The sequence below is a fragment of the Sphaerisporangium sp. NPDC051011 genome, from assembly GCF_040653595.1.
Classification (GTDB): domain Bacteria; phylum Actinomycetota; class Actinomycetes; order Streptosporangiales; family Streptosporangiaceae; genus Sphaerisporangium.
Genome location: NZ_JBFAGG010000010.1, coordinates 284,753 through 296,785, shown reverse-complemented (window position 1 = coordinate 296,785; position 12,033 = coordinate 284,753). Strand labels below are relative to the sequence as shown.

Annotated in this window: 16 protein-coding genes and 1 tRNA gene; 13 read left to right on the top strand and 4 right to left on the bottom strand. The window is 68.0% G+C overall.

Features of this window, described 5'->3' with window-relative positions; translation table 11 throughout:
• The first annotated feature begins 81 nt into the window (after positions 1 to 81).
• From AB0H21_RS24540 to AB0H21_RS24515, 6 genes are all read left to right on the top strand, one after another.
• A complete protein-coding gene (locus AB0H21_RS24540; protein ID WP_358520520.1) occupies positions 82 to 837 on the top strand; it encodes an SDR family oxidoreductase in 756 nt (251 codons plus the stop codon).
• A 37-nt stretch (positions 838 to 874) separates the two neighbouring features.
• A complete protein-coding gene (locus AB0H21_RS24535) occupies positions 875 to 1,765 on the top strand; it encodes a cyclase family protein (protein ID WP_358520518.1) in 891 nt (296 codons plus the stop codon).
• Positions 1,766 to 1,801: 36 nt separating this feature from the next.
• Positions 1,802 to 2,239: a sensory rhodopsin transducer gene (locus AB0H21_RS24530; protein ID WP_358520517.1), complete on the top strand. Its 438-nt coding sequence runs from the start codon at positions 1,802 to 1,804 to the stop codon at positions 2,237 to 2,239.
• A 1,075-nt stretch (positions 2,240 to 3,314) separates the two neighbouring features.
• On the top strand, positions 3,315 to 3,845 hold the full coding sequence (locus tag AB0H21_RS24525; RefSeq protein ID WP_358520514.1) for a GNAT family N-acetyltransferase: 531 nt from the start codon (positions 3,315 to 3,317) through the stop codon (positions 3,843 to 3,845).
• A 382-nt stretch (positions 3,846 to 4,227) separates the two neighbouring features.
• Positions 4,228 to 4,530, top strand: a complete 303-nt coding sequence (locus AB0H21_RS24520; RefSeq protein ID WP_358520512.1) for a hypothetical protein — start codon at positions 4,228 to 4,230, stop codon at positions 4,528 to 4,530.
• 211 nt (positions 4,531 to 4,741) lie between these two features.
• Positions 4,742 to 5,053 (top strand): immunity 53 family protein, encoded by a 312-nt coding sequence (locus tag AB0H21_RS24515; RefSeq protein ID WP_358520510.1) that lies wholly within the window; start codon positions 4,742 to 4,744, stop codon positions 5,051 to 5,053.
• 920 nt (positions 5,054 to 5,973) lie between these two features.
• Here the strand turns inward: AB0H21_RS24515 and AB0H21_RS24510 are convergent.
• Positions 5,974 to 6,049 (bottom strand) — tRNA-Ala (locus AB0H21_RS24510).
• Between the two features lie 145 nt (positions 6,050 to 6,194).
• Between AB0H21_RS24510 and AB0H21_RS24505 the strand changes: the two genes are divergently transcribed.
• On the top strand, positions 6,195 to 7,226 hold the full coding sequence (locus tag AB0H21_RS24505) for a tyrosine-type recombinase/integrase (RefSeq protein ID WP_358520507.1): 1,032 nt from the start codon (positions 6,195 to 6,197) through the stop codon (positions 7,224 to 7,226).
• Positions 7,227 to 7,356: 130 nt separating this feature from the next.
• The gene (locus AB0H21_RS24500) at positions 7,357 to 8,241 is read left to right on the top strand and encodes a hypothetical protein (RefSeq protein WP_358520504.1); all 885 of its coding nucleotides are present in this window, start codon (positions 7,357 to 7,359) and stop codon (positions 8,239 to 8,241) included.
• A 195-nt stretch (positions 8,242 to 8,436) separates the two neighbouring features.
• Here AB0H21_RS24500 and AB0H21_RS24495 read toward each other — a convergent pair whose 3' ends face one another.
• From AB0H21_RS24495 to AB0H21_RS24485, 3 genes are all read right to left on the bottom strand, one after another.
• The gene (locus AB0H21_RS24495; RefSeq protein WP_358520501.1) at positions 8,437 to 8,622 is read right to left on the bottom strand and encodes a DUF397 domain-containing protein; all 186 of its coding nucleotides are present in this window, start codon (positions 8,620 to 8,622) and stop codon (positions 8,437 to 8,439) included.
• Entirely contained in the window at positions 8,619 to 9,455 is an 837-nt protein-coding gene (locus AB0H21_RS24490; RefSeq protein ID WP_358520498.1) for a helix-turn-helix transcriptional regulator, read from the bottom strand. The genes AB0H21_RS24495 and AB0H21_RS24490 overlap by 4 nt, the downstream gene beginning before the upstream one ends.
• Positions 9,456 to 9,625: 170 nt before the next feature.
• On the bottom strand, positions 9,626 to 9,895 hold the full coding sequence (locus tag AB0H21_RS24485; protein WP_358520495.1) for a GntR family transcriptional regulator: 270 nt from the start codon (positions 9,893 to 9,895) through the stop codon (positions 9,626 to 9,628).
• Between the two features lie 306 nt (positions 9,896 to 10,201).
• Between AB0H21_RS24485 and AB0H21_RS24480 the strand changes: the two genes are divergently transcribed.
• Genes AB0H21_RS24480 through AB0H21_RS24460 form a run of 5 tightly spaced genes read left to right on the top strand, consistent with a single transcriptional unit; the run spans position 10,202 to position 11,967 of the window.
• The gene (locus tag AB0H21_RS24480) at positions 10,202 to 10,576 is read left to right on the top strand and encodes a hypothetical protein (protein WP_358520492.1); all 375 of its coding nucleotides are present in this window, start codon (positions 10,202 to 10,204) and stop codon (positions 10,574 to 10,576) included.
• Complete coding sequence (locus AB0H21_RS24475; RefSeq protein ID WP_358520490.1) at positions 10,573 to 10,878, top strand: hypothetical protein; 306 nt, start codon at positions 10,573 to 10,575, stop codon at positions 10,876 to 10,878. Before AB0H21_RS24480 ends, AB0H21_RS24475 begins: the two co-directional genes overlap by 4 nt.
• The gene (locus AB0H21_RS24470; protein ID WP_358520487.1) at positions 10,875 to 11,240 is read left to right on the top strand and encodes a hypothetical protein; all 366 of its coding nucleotides are present in this window, start codon (positions 10,875 to 10,877) and stop codon (positions 11,238 to 11,240) included. Before AB0H21_RS24475 ends, AB0H21_RS24470 begins: the two co-directional genes overlap by 4 nt.
• Complete coding sequence (locus tag AB0H21_RS24465) at positions 11,237 to 11,527, top strand: hypothetical protein (RefSeq protein WP_358520486.1); 291 nt, start codon at positions 11,237 to 11,239, stop codon at positions 11,525 to 11,527. Before AB0H21_RS24470 ends, AB0H21_RS24465 begins: the two co-directional genes overlap by 4 nt.
• On the top strand, positions 11,527 to 11,967 hold the full coding sequence (locus AB0H21_RS24460; RefSeq protein WP_358520484.1) for a hypothetical protein: 441 nt from the start codon (positions 11,527 to 11,529) through the stop codon (positions 11,965 to 11,967). Before AB0H21_RS24465 ends, AB0H21_RS24460 begins: the two co-directional genes overlap by 1 nt.
• Positions 11,968 to 12,033 lie beyond the last annotated feature (66 nt).

Sequence of the window (12,033 nt, the reverse complement as noted above, 5' to 3'; positions counted from 1 at the left end):
CCTGTCGAGCTTCGACTGCGAGCCTGATCAACACGCACACCTCGTCGCACCGTCGGCGAACAACGAAGAGGAAGAACCCCGATGCAGCAGCGCGTAGCACTCGTGACCGGAGCCTCCCGAGGCATCGGCCGCGCCATCGCCGTACGACTGGCCGCCGACGGATTCCACGTCGTCGTCAACTACCCGTACGACGGAGACCCGGCCGACGAGACGCTGCGGCTCATCGCCGACGGGAACGGAAGCGCCGAGGCGATCCGTGCTGACCTGCGTGACGTCAGCCAGATCCGCGCGATGTTCGCCGACGTACGCGAGCGACACGGGCGACTCGACGTCCTCGTCAACAACGCCGGCGTGTCCACGTACGAGACCCTCTTCGACATCACCGAGGAGGTCTGGGACAACATTCACGACCTCAACCTCAAGGGTGCCTTCTTCGCCTCGCAGGCAGCGGCCCGCATCATGCTCGACGCGGGCAACGGCGGAAGGATCGTCTCGCTCAGCTCGATCAGCGCCCACGTCGGCGGCGAGCTGGAGATCGCCTACTGCCCGACCAAGTCCGGGGTGCGGTCCCTGATGCAGAGCCTCGCCATCGTGCTCGGCCCCGACGGAATCACCTGCAACTCCGTCTCACCGGGAACCGTGGCCACGGACATGGTCGCCAAGCACATGAGCTCGGGCGCAGACGAGGCGCACTACGTCGAGCGCATCCCGGTCGGACGACTCGGACGGCCGGAAGAGATCGCCTCCGCGGTCGCCTACCTTGCATCCGTCGAAGCCTCGTACATCAACGGCGCCGAGATCCTCGTGGACGGCGGCGTCCTGATCAACCCGAACTGACCTGGCCCGCAAACCAATGACATCCGCACATTCGCCGATGGACCCCGAAGAGTTCGCACGACTCTTCGAGCGTTGCTCCACCTGGGGCAAGTGGGGGGAGCAAGATCGCCGCGGGGCGCTCAATCACCTGACGCCGCAGCGGGTCGCGGAGGCGACCAGGCTGGTGCGTGACGGGATCGCCGTCTCCTGCGCGCGCCCGCTCGAACTCCGCACGACCGTGGACAACCCGAATCCGCCCGCGCACCGGATGACCTCGGTTCCCGCAGAGTCGTCCACCGGATTCGCCGCCGATCACATCGGCGTCGAATGCCACGGCGAGGTGCACTCACATCTCGATGCGCTCTGCCATGTCGCCTATGAGGGCTACCTCTACAACGGCGTACCGGCCAGTCGGTTCCAGGACGCCGGCGGCCTGGAGGTAGCTGAGGCCGGCATCACCGGTCGAGGCGTCTTGCTCGACATCGCCGCCCTGCACGGCCGACAGTGGCTGGACCCAGGTCATGCGATCGGCCGGGACGAGCTCGAGGCCGCCCAACGCAGCAGCGGCGTCAATGTGCGGACCGGCGACATCGTGCTGATCCGCACCGGCCAGTTCACCCGCCGCGAGCAAGATGGACCGTGGGACTCGACACAGGCAAAGGCAGGGCTCGACGTCGCCGCCATGCCCTGGTTCGCGGAGCGTGAAGTCTCAGCCCTCGGGTTTGACGGCGACGGTGATGTCGAGCCGTCCCGAGTCCCCAGCGTCGAAGCTCCGGTGCACGTCCTCGGCATCACAGCGATGGGCCTGCACTTCTTCGACGCCCTCGGTCTGGACGACCTGGCCGCAGCGTGTGCGACGCGTCGACGGTACGAGTTCCTGTTCACCGCGGCCCCGATCAGGCTCACAGGGGCCACTGGCTGCCTGATCAACCCCCTCGCCCTCTTCTGACCGTCGAGACCATCTAGGAACAAACATGATCGACACTTGGAACTCCGCCCGCGCGACCTGGCCCAGCACGGCGCGTGTCTGATGACCGAGCTAACTCACACCTGGGTGTTCCCGGACTGCTGGCGGCCACCAATCGGTGATCCGGATACCCCCGGGCACGAGGCATTGTGCGTGCTCAATCGGACCGACGAAGACACCCAGCTCGCCGTCGACGTGTTCTTCACCGATCGGCCACCCGTCACCGTTGAGGGCCTTGTATGTGGCGCCGGTCGCGTCAGGCACTTCCGGCTCGACGACCCGTTGGACATGGGAGGTCTTGAGATCCCTGTCGGCACCGACTACGGGATCGTCGTCAGGGCCTCGGCAGCCGTCTCCCTCCAATACACGCGAGTCGACACCCGCAGCACCGCCCTTGCGCTCATGACCACCGCCGGCCAGCCAGTCGCAGCCCCCGACACCCCCACCGCGACCTGACACACCTGGAGCCGGCAGCAGGGACGGTTCCTGTAGGTGCCTACCGCCATGGTGCTCGCGTGCAGTGGGTAGAAGCAGCCGCCATGGCTGACGCAGTTGGGACGTCACTTGCGCAGACGGTCGCATCTCTGCTGACTTCTGCCTGGTCAGCCCCAGCCTCACGGCCAAGACCGTCGGCGCGGCGACAACCACAGCACAACCGACCCCAGACAGATCTCCCCAGGTAAGAACGATCACTTTCCCCTACGCCCGCCGCGTCCACCTGACGGTCCTGTCGGCGATGACGGGCTTCACCTTCCGTTGCAGGCTCACCCAGACCCATCCGGCCTCGTACGCCGTTCGTGTCCCTCGGTGCAGGGTCTCGCCTCGGGCTTCCTCCAGACCCCACCTCACGACAACGCCCTTGCCTCCGGCTCGGAGTCAGCATCACCTCTTCCTCCAGGGCACTTCCACCCCCAAGCGATCACCCATGCCGGGCGCACATCGAAAGGCCACCTCCCGATCGCGGGAGGCGGCCTTTTACCTGGGCTGAAGCCTAGGGGAGTCGAACCCCTGACTTCCTGCATGCAAATCGGCTTAATCACCTGGGAAAACGTGCCTGACCTCCACGCTGGCTCCTGGACCGGATCGACGCCCGCGAGCACTGCCAGATCGAGCAGACCCAGGCGGAGATCGACGCTCTCACCGCGCGCCTGGGCAAACTCAGCGAGGCGATCGAGCACCTGCGGATCAGCCACAAGACCCTCATCTCCCTCGCCGAGGAGGACCTCACCCCGGCCGAACCGGCCGCGCCGCCGACTGTCCCCGATCACCCCGCCTACCAGCAGATTCTCACCGTCTTCGGCGAGGCCGGCGGCTCCCTGCGCGCCCGTGAGCCGACCCTGGCCATGGACCTGCCCCTGACACGCAACGACATCCAGAACCTTCGCGCCAAACTCAAACACCTGGCCAACCGCGGCATCCTCGTCGAGACCGAGCCGGGATTGTTCACCCAGCCGCGCTCATAGCTCGGCCGGTGAGCCACGCGTTAATGCCCAAGTTGAGCGTCGTCCTACAGGGTTGTTAGCTTGCGCGCATGGCAGATCTAGGACATGTGACTTGGCCGCCTGAGCTGATCCGGACCGAGCGGCTCGTGCTCCGTGAGCCCGAGGCGCGGGACCGTACAACGTTCATCGAGTTGCTCGCCTCGCCAGAGGTGCACACCTACCTCGGCGGTCCCCGCCCGCGTGACGAGCTTGAGCGTGAGATGCCCGAGGTGCCCGAGCGATGGCCCGGGAGTTTCGTCGTCGAGCTCGACGGGGCGATGATCGGCCAGATCCTGCTCAGGAGAGCGGCCGGGCACCGTCGCCCGGCTGCCGTGGGGAAGGCCGATCTCGGTTACCTGTTCCTGCCGAAGGCCTGGGGGCAAGGGTACGCCGCCGAGGCGTGCGCGGCGGCACTCGACTGGTTTGACGGCGCCCTTCCCGGCGAGCCGGTGGTGCTCACCACCCAGAGCGCCAACGTCGGCTCGATGCGCCTCGCGGCAAAGCTGGGGTTCACCGAGGTCGAGCGGTTCCAGGCCTGGGACGCCGAGCAGTGGCTCGGCCTGCGGCCCCCGGCCACGTGATGGGGCTACGCGATTCTGGCTCTGACGCTTTCCCTGGATGCTGTTGGTGATCTTCACGATGGTGGCAGGTCGTGGATGAGGCGTTCGAACGGCCGAAGAGAGCGAAGTCGGCCGTCGGGGGTAGACGCCCGGAATGTCGTGATCGGCAAGCCGGAGAAGGTTGGTGCCCGCGGCGACGAGGACGTGCTGGCCGCGACCTCCTCGTCGAGGACGAGCCCAGATTGTTCGCTCAGCCTCGACCGTAGCCCCGCAGAGCCCTTGACCAGCACGCCATCCCGAGCGCCAGCGACGGAAGGGACATCAACTTGCGTAACGCCCTCTGAACAGTCACGCCTTGATCGCTTGCCTGTGCTTATGTGTTTGAGTGAGTCATGATTTGGATATGCGCAGACCTCTCGAACTTGTTTCGGCGAAGACGAACCCGGCAGGCGGCAGGGGGAGATACATCACGCTGGCCGTACTCCTGGGCGCGGTCCCGCTTTTGCTCATCAACTGGTACATCGTGGTGATGATCCTCGGACGCGACTGCGTCATATATGAGGGAGGCAACATAACGGGCTGCGGTGGCGGGATTTCGGAGGAAGAGATGTCCGGCGTATCGGGGCTGATCGCACTGGTGATCCTCGCCATTCAGATAGGACTGATCGTCCTGGTGAGCCGGCGCACCCGCTTCGGCCTGCAGTGAGGTTGCCTGGCCGGGCGACGGCGCGCAGCGAGTGTGGGTTAGTGCGGCGGGCGGCCCGCGTTCCCGCCGACGGCCAAGACCGGCACCCACGCTGAACGCCCGGCGTGCGGAGCGGGCGGCGGCGTGGAGCATCGTCGCCATGACAGCCTCGCCGAAGGCCAGCTCAAGAAGGCATCGGGCACGCAACGGGCACGACTGGAAGACTCGCCACATGGTCGCAGATCCGTTCGCCTTCCTTCAGACTTGGTACGCCTCATGCTGCAACGACGACTGGGAACACAGCTACGGCGTGGTGATCGACACCCTGGACAACCCAGGGTGGTACCTGAAGATCGACCTTGTGGATACGCCCCTCGCAGGCACCTCACTAGATCGCCTGGCAGTCGAGCGGACCGACGATGACTGGCTCCATGTCTGGAGCAATGGCGCCCGTTTCGAAGGAGCATGCGGTCCCCTCAACCTCGGCGAGATGTTGGGCGCGTTCCGAGACTTCGCCGGCGGTGCCGTCTCGTCTGCCCTCTGACACACCCAACTCACGGCCGGTGCTGCCACTGATTGCTTCCTTATCAGGACCGTCCGCCCCGTGATCCTGGGGCTGCGGCCTGGCTCGCGATGGTTGCCGACGGCCGTGATCGTAAGCGGTTGTGTGGGGCTGTTGCAGTACGCGTTGCAGTACCGCCCGGCCTCTGGTCCTCCTCCGTCCTCCTCGTAGCTGCCGATCCCCAGGCGAGGCCTAACACTCCTCGGCTGGCCTGCTGACGGGCCACGTGACAGGCCTCGATCTATCTATTCGGGCCGTTCACTCGAAGAGCTTGCCCAGATGCAGCCAGGTTGGAGCGACCGATCCTCCGGCACCAACAGCATCCGTTGTCCTCTGAGCTCAGTCATTTCGTTAGTAGCCGGCTCCATCTGAGCCCCAATGATCACGACTCTATGGCCGTCCCGTCGCCGTAGTTCAAGCGTCTCGCCTGGACGCCAGTCTCCCGAACGCCAGTGACCGATGACCCTGGCGTTCCCTCCTGGCTCTGCATACATCCGGATTGCCCGGAAGTGGAACGGCCCGCCTTCTCCACGAGATCCAACGCGGTACCGCTCGCCGCACTCATTGCATTCACGCCATAGCGCAGCATGATCTCGGTCTTCCTGGCGGGAGGTCATGTGTCAGATCGTAGGCATGCGAATCGACGCGCATGGGTCCACCTGCCTGATCATCCCGTCGCCGTCGTCCCACCCGTCAGGGGAGCGGGCCAGGGCCAGGGGGTCAAGGCGGAGCGCCCCGGGGTGATCAGGCTTCCACCTCAGCCACCCCTGGACCTCGGGCTTGGACCTCGCCAAAGACCAGCTCACGCGAGCATCGGGCACGCAACGGGCACGGAAGTCGAAACAGGTCGGTTGAAATGAGAAACCCAGGTCGGGAAATGTGCCCTGACCTGGGTTTTCTTGTGGTGGAGCCTAGGGGAGTCGAACCCCTGACTTCCTGCTTGCAAAGCAGGCGCTCTGCCAGCTGAGCTAAGGCCCCTCGAAAACAGCATGTGACCTGCGCGAACGCGATAGATCGCCAAGCTGATCGGCCAGTACACCGTAGCAACAGCGTAGGCTTTCGCGCCACTCGGTCTACCCACCACCACCCGGGCCACGCCCGGCTTTTCCACCCGGAGGATCCCGTGCCAGCGGACCCCGCCACCAACGTCATCGCGTTCGACCGTGCCCGCAGATCCGCATCGCCCCCCGCCGCGCAGCGGCCGCGGGCGCGCCCCAAGCCCGTCACCCCCGGCGGTGCGCCCCTGGCGACGCTGATCGAGTCCTGGCGGCTCGCCCTGGAGGAGGCCAACAAGTCGCCGCGCACCATCGAGGCCTACGTCGGCTCGGCGCACGCGCTGCTGGGCTACCTGCGCGACCATGATCTGCCCGTCCACGCCGAAGGCGTGGAGGCCGCGCACGTCCGCGCATGCCTCAAGGCCGAGCTCGACCGCACCAGCCCGGTGAGCGCGCACAAGGTGTACCGGGCCCTCAACGTGTTCTGGAAGTGGATCGCGGACGAAAGGGAGCGGCACGGCGAGTCACCGATGATCAACGTCAAGGCGCCCCAGGTGGCCACGAAGGTCAAGCCGCCCCTGTCGGAGGAGGAGATCGCCGCGCTGCTGAAGGTCTGCTCGGGCGCTGCCTTCGCCGACCGGCGCGACACCGCGATCATCCGCATCCTGGTCGACAACGGCATGCGCGTCAGCGGCCTGGCCGGGCTGCGCTACGTCCCGGACAATCCCGAGCGCAACGACGTGTGGCCCAGCCGCCACCAGCTCCGGATCCGGCTGAAGGGAGGCGACGAGCACATCGCGCCGATCGGCAAGCGTGCGGCCGCGGCTCTGGACCGGTATCTGCGCGTGCGGGCCGGCCACCGGTGCGCGGTCGAGCTGGACTGGCTGTGGCTGAGCCCGAAGGGCCGTCTGACGGTCCGCGGGATCCAGCAAATGCTGGATCGGCGCGGGGAGCAGGCGGGCATCGAAGGTCAGGTTCACCCTCACCGGTTCCGGCGGACGACGGCGCACATGTGGCTGGAGGAGGGCGGTGACCCACTCGACCTGATGCAGGTCGCGGGATGGAGGTCACTGTCGATGGTGCAGCACTACGCCGCCGAGAAGGCCGGCGATCGGGCCCGCAAGGTTCATGCCCGGCTTTCGCCTGGCGACCGGATCTGAGCGGCGGGCGGCCCGGGCGCCCGCCCGTGCCCGCACCGCGGCTCATCATTCCGTTTCATTCGATTTCCATTCCATCGCATTGCATTGCATCCCCATTTCGTTTCGCGTGAACGAAAGGAAATGAACAGATATGGAACTCGTCAGCCTGTCCGTCGCCGCTCCCACCTGTGCGTACCCCGGCTGCACCCGGCTCGCGGCCATGCCCTCGACCGGCGCCCGCCGCGGCGCCCCACGAAAGTATTGCGACCTGGTCGACGAGCACGACCGGCGCCAGCACACCGCCTTGTCGGCGTTCCGCGAGCGCGAGCGCCTCGCCCGCGCGGCCGGCGGCGGCCGCGGCCGCCCCGTCGACGACGCCCGGCCCGTCGAGTCCTCGATCGGCCGCGCGGGCAGGCTGCAGGCCGAGATCCGCGCCGACGTCGAGCAACTAGCCGAGCGCCTCGCCGGGTTCCTCGCCGAGCTCGACCGCGCCGCCGACATCGAGGCCATGGAGGCCCAGATCGAGGCGGCCCAGGCCGAGGCGGCGCGGCAGGTAGCCGAGGCCCGCGCCGAGCTCGCGCGGGAGGTCGAGCGCCGCCAGGCGGCCGAGGCCGAAGCCGCGGAAGCGCGCGCCGCCGCCCGCGAGGCCGTCGAGCGGGTGAGCGAGGCCGAGGAGGCGATGTGCGCGGCCCAGGAGGACACGCGGGAGGCGCGCGAGCAGCTGGCGCGGGGGCTGGCGGACGCGGGCCGTCAGGTCCGGGAGGCGGCCGAGGAGGTCGAGCAGCTGCGCGAGCGGGCGGCGGCCGCCGCCAGGGCCGAGGCTGAGGCCCGTGCGCAGCTGAAGGCCGAGCGCAAGGCCGCCGGCGAGCAGCGGGCGCGGGCGGAGCGCGCTGAGGCGCGGGCGGAGGAGGAACGCGCCGAGCGACAGCGCCTGGCGCTCGCGCGCGAGTCGGCGCGGCATCGGCCGGGGCGCCGGGTGCGCCGCGGTGAACGGCTCGCGCGGACGGCCGCACGGGAGATCGTCAGCGGCACTTAACGAAGTCGTATTCCGGCCATTCCGAATATCTGGCTATCCGAAAGCCGATTCTGTTAGGACTGAATTAATGCTTTTGGGCTGGTGTGGCGGCGCGAGAAATCCAGACCCTGGCGTCGTCACACCTCGGGTGGCTGGTTGCCAGCCGGCGGGGGGCGGCCCCCGTCGCAATAGGCGTGTGACGGGGGCCGCACCCGGCTAGCGGAGGGTGGTCAGGAACTCCTGCCAGGCGGCCGGCGAGAAGGTGAGCACCGGGCCGGAGGGGTTCTTGCTGTCGCGGACGGCGAACAGGCCGGGCAGGTTCGAGGCCACCTCGACGCAGTCGTTCCCGCCGCCGCTATAGCTGCTCTTGCGCCACTTCGGACCGTTGGGGAAGTCGGTCATGATCTCTCCTTGAACGTGGTGATGAACGCCACGGATTCCTCAGGGGACAGCGCCACCTGAATTAGGCGCTCAATGGTCAGAGTAAGGGAACGCACTTGGTCGGCGGCCTCGACGTACACGTCACCGGCCTGGCTCTCCACGTAACCGACCGCTGGGTCAGGTTCGTTGAACTCCAGGATGGTGAAGGGGCCCTCCAATCCTGCATGTGGTCCGACCGCCGACGGTATGACCTGGATCGTGATGTTGGGCCACGCAGCCACCTGGAGCATGTCATCCAGTTGGCGGCGCATGATTTCGGGTGGTCCGACTGAGCGGCACAGGACGGACTCGTCGATGAGCGCATGCAGGGTCGGTGTCGACCCCAGGAGGTTGATCTTGCGTGCCATGCGGGCGTCCGTACGTCTTTCCAGCTCGACCTCTGCGAGGCCGGGGCGGGCGGCCTGAATGATCGCGCGGGCGTAGTCCTCGCTCTGAAGCAGCCCCGGAATCAGGAGTGGCTGCCATGTGCGGATGGATGTGGCCTCCGCCTCGAGCGCTACATAGGAGCCAGTGAACACGTCACTGTACGCGGTCCACCAGCCGCGACGGCTGGCATCTCGGCAGAGCTGAATCAGGCCTGCCTTGATCGCAGAGTCCGCGCCGTACAGATCGCAGGCATCGGCGACGTCGACCGTGCTCGGCATCGTCCTGGCGTTCTCGATCCGGCTGACCTTCGGTCTGGACCAGCCAAGTTGAGTAGCGGCCGCATCCGAGCTGAGGCCAGCCGCTTCGCGGAGTTGGCGCAGCTCACGGCCCAGACGGCGTTGCCGAACCGTGGGGGACTTCGTAGCCATGGCGCCTAGTGTGACGGCACGGCCGCCAAACTTCTACGTGTACGGTACTTGCCGACGTGTACGGTACACGGTCATTATGGTCGCACCACGCTGCCACCAAGAGTGAGGCCATGATGACACGTCCAGCTCGAATCGCGGCCGGTGACGGCGGAATCGACAGCGTGTCACACTTACCCCTCGTCTGGTTCGCCCTGCTGGATCCACTCCTTTGGGTCCCGGGCAAAGGTCCCCAGCCCTCGGACCGAGTAGACGGCACCCTGCTGTCGCAGCTTGCGGAGCGCTTTGGCGGCTGTCGGCCGCGAGACTCCGAACTCCGCGACGATCTGATGCTCGCTCGCGACCGGCTCGTCCACCCCGTACGTGCCGTTACGGATCCGATCCTTGATCACTTCTGCGATCCGATCCGATTTCGGCTGGTTGGCGGGCCATTCTATGATCACAAGATCACCGTAGGGGCCAGCTATTCCATAGAGATACCTACTCGTGTCCGTACTTGCCTGCTGTCGACAACTAGCAGGTGTGCACACTCGTCGTGTCCTATCACTCCGCCCGGGCGGTCCACTCAGGACCCGGGCCCCTGAGCCGGTGGCGGCGGCGCGGTGAAACCAGACCTCCCGCGCCGTCGCCACCTTCCACCACAACAAGAAACGGGCCCGCCCGGCGCTAGCGACGCACGGACGGACCCTAGACCGCACATCGGAGGTGCAATCCTGATGCCCAATCCTAGGGCTGTCCCCAACCGGCCAATGCCCCGGTTAATCCGCGTACGTCACCGCGCCGACGCACCGCCCCGGCCCCTCGGGTGCCGGTGGTGCGGTCACCCGCCGTACGACCACGACGCGAGCACGCTGCCCCACCGGCGGCACCACCAGTGGGAACACCCCACCACCGCGCAGATGCGCGCCCGCCTGGACGCGCGCCGTCGACTCGGCCTGGGCGGGTCGTTCCCGGTGTGGCCGTCCCGCCCGGCGCGCGTTCACCCGGCCGTCGCCGCGCAGCGCATCGCGGCTCTGCACGAGCGGCCCGTCGCGGCCGCCGCGGCGTCGGGCCGGGGCCGCGCACCGGACACGCCACCCTGGAGCGACCGGCGCACCCCGTACCGGCGAGGAGCGGCCGCGTGAGCCGGGCCCTGGGGCGGCACCGCGACGGCACGGTGCCCGACGCCACGCCCGACAGCAAGCCGGCCACGCCGCGCCGGTGGGACCTCGGGCAGCGAGCCGCGGCCGCCGAGCTCGACCACGTCGAGTCTGGGTGGCATGTGATGTACGGCCCGTGGAGCCGCCGCTTCTACGCCATCGCGCTGTGGTCGGAGGAGCCGGTCATGGTGTATGCCCACAGCGTCGGCGAGTTGCACGAGGTGATGCGCGACGTCGAGGCGGAGGCGATGACGCGCTGGTTTCGGCCCTCGGTGAGGGCGGCATGACCGACCCGCGCAAGCCCACCGACCCGTACGGCCTCGGGCCCAACGCGAGCATCTCGGTGGGCGGATACTTCCCCAAGCTGTCCCTGGTCGATGACCTGTGGTCCGAGCCGCGGGGCCCGATCGAGCCGATCGCCCGCGGCCCGATCTACGCCGTCGCATTCGTCGGCGCGTCCGGGATCCAGCACGCCGTGCCCTGGAAGACCGCCGTCCCGCACGTGCCGGCCGCCGCCGCGTGCGCCGCTCAGGCCACCGTCGCGGCGATCCGCGGCGTGCCCATCATTTGGACGCCGACCGACCACATGGCGTGCGAGGACTGCGCCATCGCCGTCGCCGACCTGGCGAGCCGGGAGGAACAGCCGTGACGCTCACCGCGACCGAGGGCCACGCCGACCACGGCTACCACGTCCCGCGCCCGAACCGCGACGCCGAGCTCGTCCGGTGGGAGCCGGCCACGGCGGCGGAGGACCGGCGGCGCGTGCTGCGCTGGACCTGCCGGTGCCGAAGCGAGGTGTACTACCTCGTGTCGGCCGGCGGCCGTGGCTACATCGAGCGCAGGCGTGTCGGCGAGGCGAACGTGCAGACCGCGCGGATGCGACACGCGGAGGTCGCCGACCTGTGGGAACGGATCTTGCTCGGGCAGGCCCGGTGATGGCGCCCTACCCCGACACCAGCTGGCACCCCCAGCTACCGCCGCTGGTTGCCTCCGGGCTGACGATCCCTCAGGCTGCTCTGCGTCTGCACGTGAGCACGGCCACCATATGGAAACACGTACGCAAGTATCCGCATCTGCGCGCGGCCGTCGACATGGCCAGACTGGAGGCCACCCACCCCGGGATACCGCGGTTGACGTGGTACCTGGAGCGCAGCGGCAGCGTGCTGGCGGTCCCGGTCAGCAAGGACCCTGCCCGGCAGGCAGCCGCCGTCCGGCAATGGGCCGAGGCGCTCGGCCTGCCCGTGGAGGCCCGTGCGGGTGGGCTGAGTGTCGAGGTCGTGCGGGACGGCGCGCGGGTGCGTGTCTCGACGTCGGTGCGAGTGATCTCGGGGGCGGGCGCGTCATCGCGGGGCGACGCGCACGCTCCTGGTGGGTGACATACTCCGTGTTCCCCGGCCGCACAACGCGAAGAACGCCCCTCGCCCGCCTCCGAAGAGGCGAGC

Bases quoted from the DNA above. Each gene is read 5' to 3' on its own strand.
- AB0H21_RS24540 (WP_358520520.1), top strand. From the start codon at position 82: ATGCAGCAGCGCGTAGCACTCGTGACCGGAGCCTCCCGAGGCATCGGC.
- AB0H21_RS24535 (WP_358520518.1), top strand. From the start codon at position 875: ATGGACCCCGAAGAGTTCGCACGACTCTTCGAGCGTTGCTCCACCTGG.
- AB0H21_RS24525 (WP_358520514.1), top strand. From the start codon at position 3,315: ATGGCAGATCTAGGACATGTGACTTGGCCGCCTGAGCTGATCCGGACC.
- AB0H21_RS24520 (WP_358520512.1), top strand. From the start codon at position 4,228: ATGCGCAGACCTCTCGAACTTGTTTCGGCGAAGACGAACCCGGCAGGC.
- AB0H21_RS24515 (WP_358520510.1), top strand. From the start codon at position 4,742: ATGGTCGCAGATCCGTTCGCCTTCCTTCAGACTTGGTACGCCTCATGC.
- AB0H21_RS24500 (WP_358520504.1), top strand. From the start codon at position 7,357: ATGGAACTCGTCAGCCTGTCCGTCGCCGCTCCCACCTGTGCGTACCCC.
- AB0H21_RS24495 (WP_358520501.1), bottom strand. From the start codon at position 8,622: ATGACCGACTTCCCCAACGGTCCGAAGTGGCGCAAGAGCAGCTATAGC.
- AB0H21_RS24490 (WP_358520498.1), bottom strand. From the start codon at position 9,455: ATGGCTACGAAGTCCCCCACGGTTCGGCAACGCCGTCTGGGCCGTGAG.
- AB0H21_RS24480 (WP_358520492.1), top strand. From the start codon at position 10,202: ATGCCCCGGTTAATCCGCGTACGTCACCGCGCCGACGCACCGCCCCGG.
- AB0H21_RS24470 (WP_358520487.1), top strand. From the start codon at position 10,875: ATGACCGACCCGCGCAAGCCCACCGACCCGTACGGCCTCGGGCCCAAC.
- AB0H21_RS24460 (WP_358520484.1), top strand. From the start codon at position 11,527: ATGGCGCCCTACCCCGACACCAGCTGGCACCCCCAGCTACCGCCGCTG.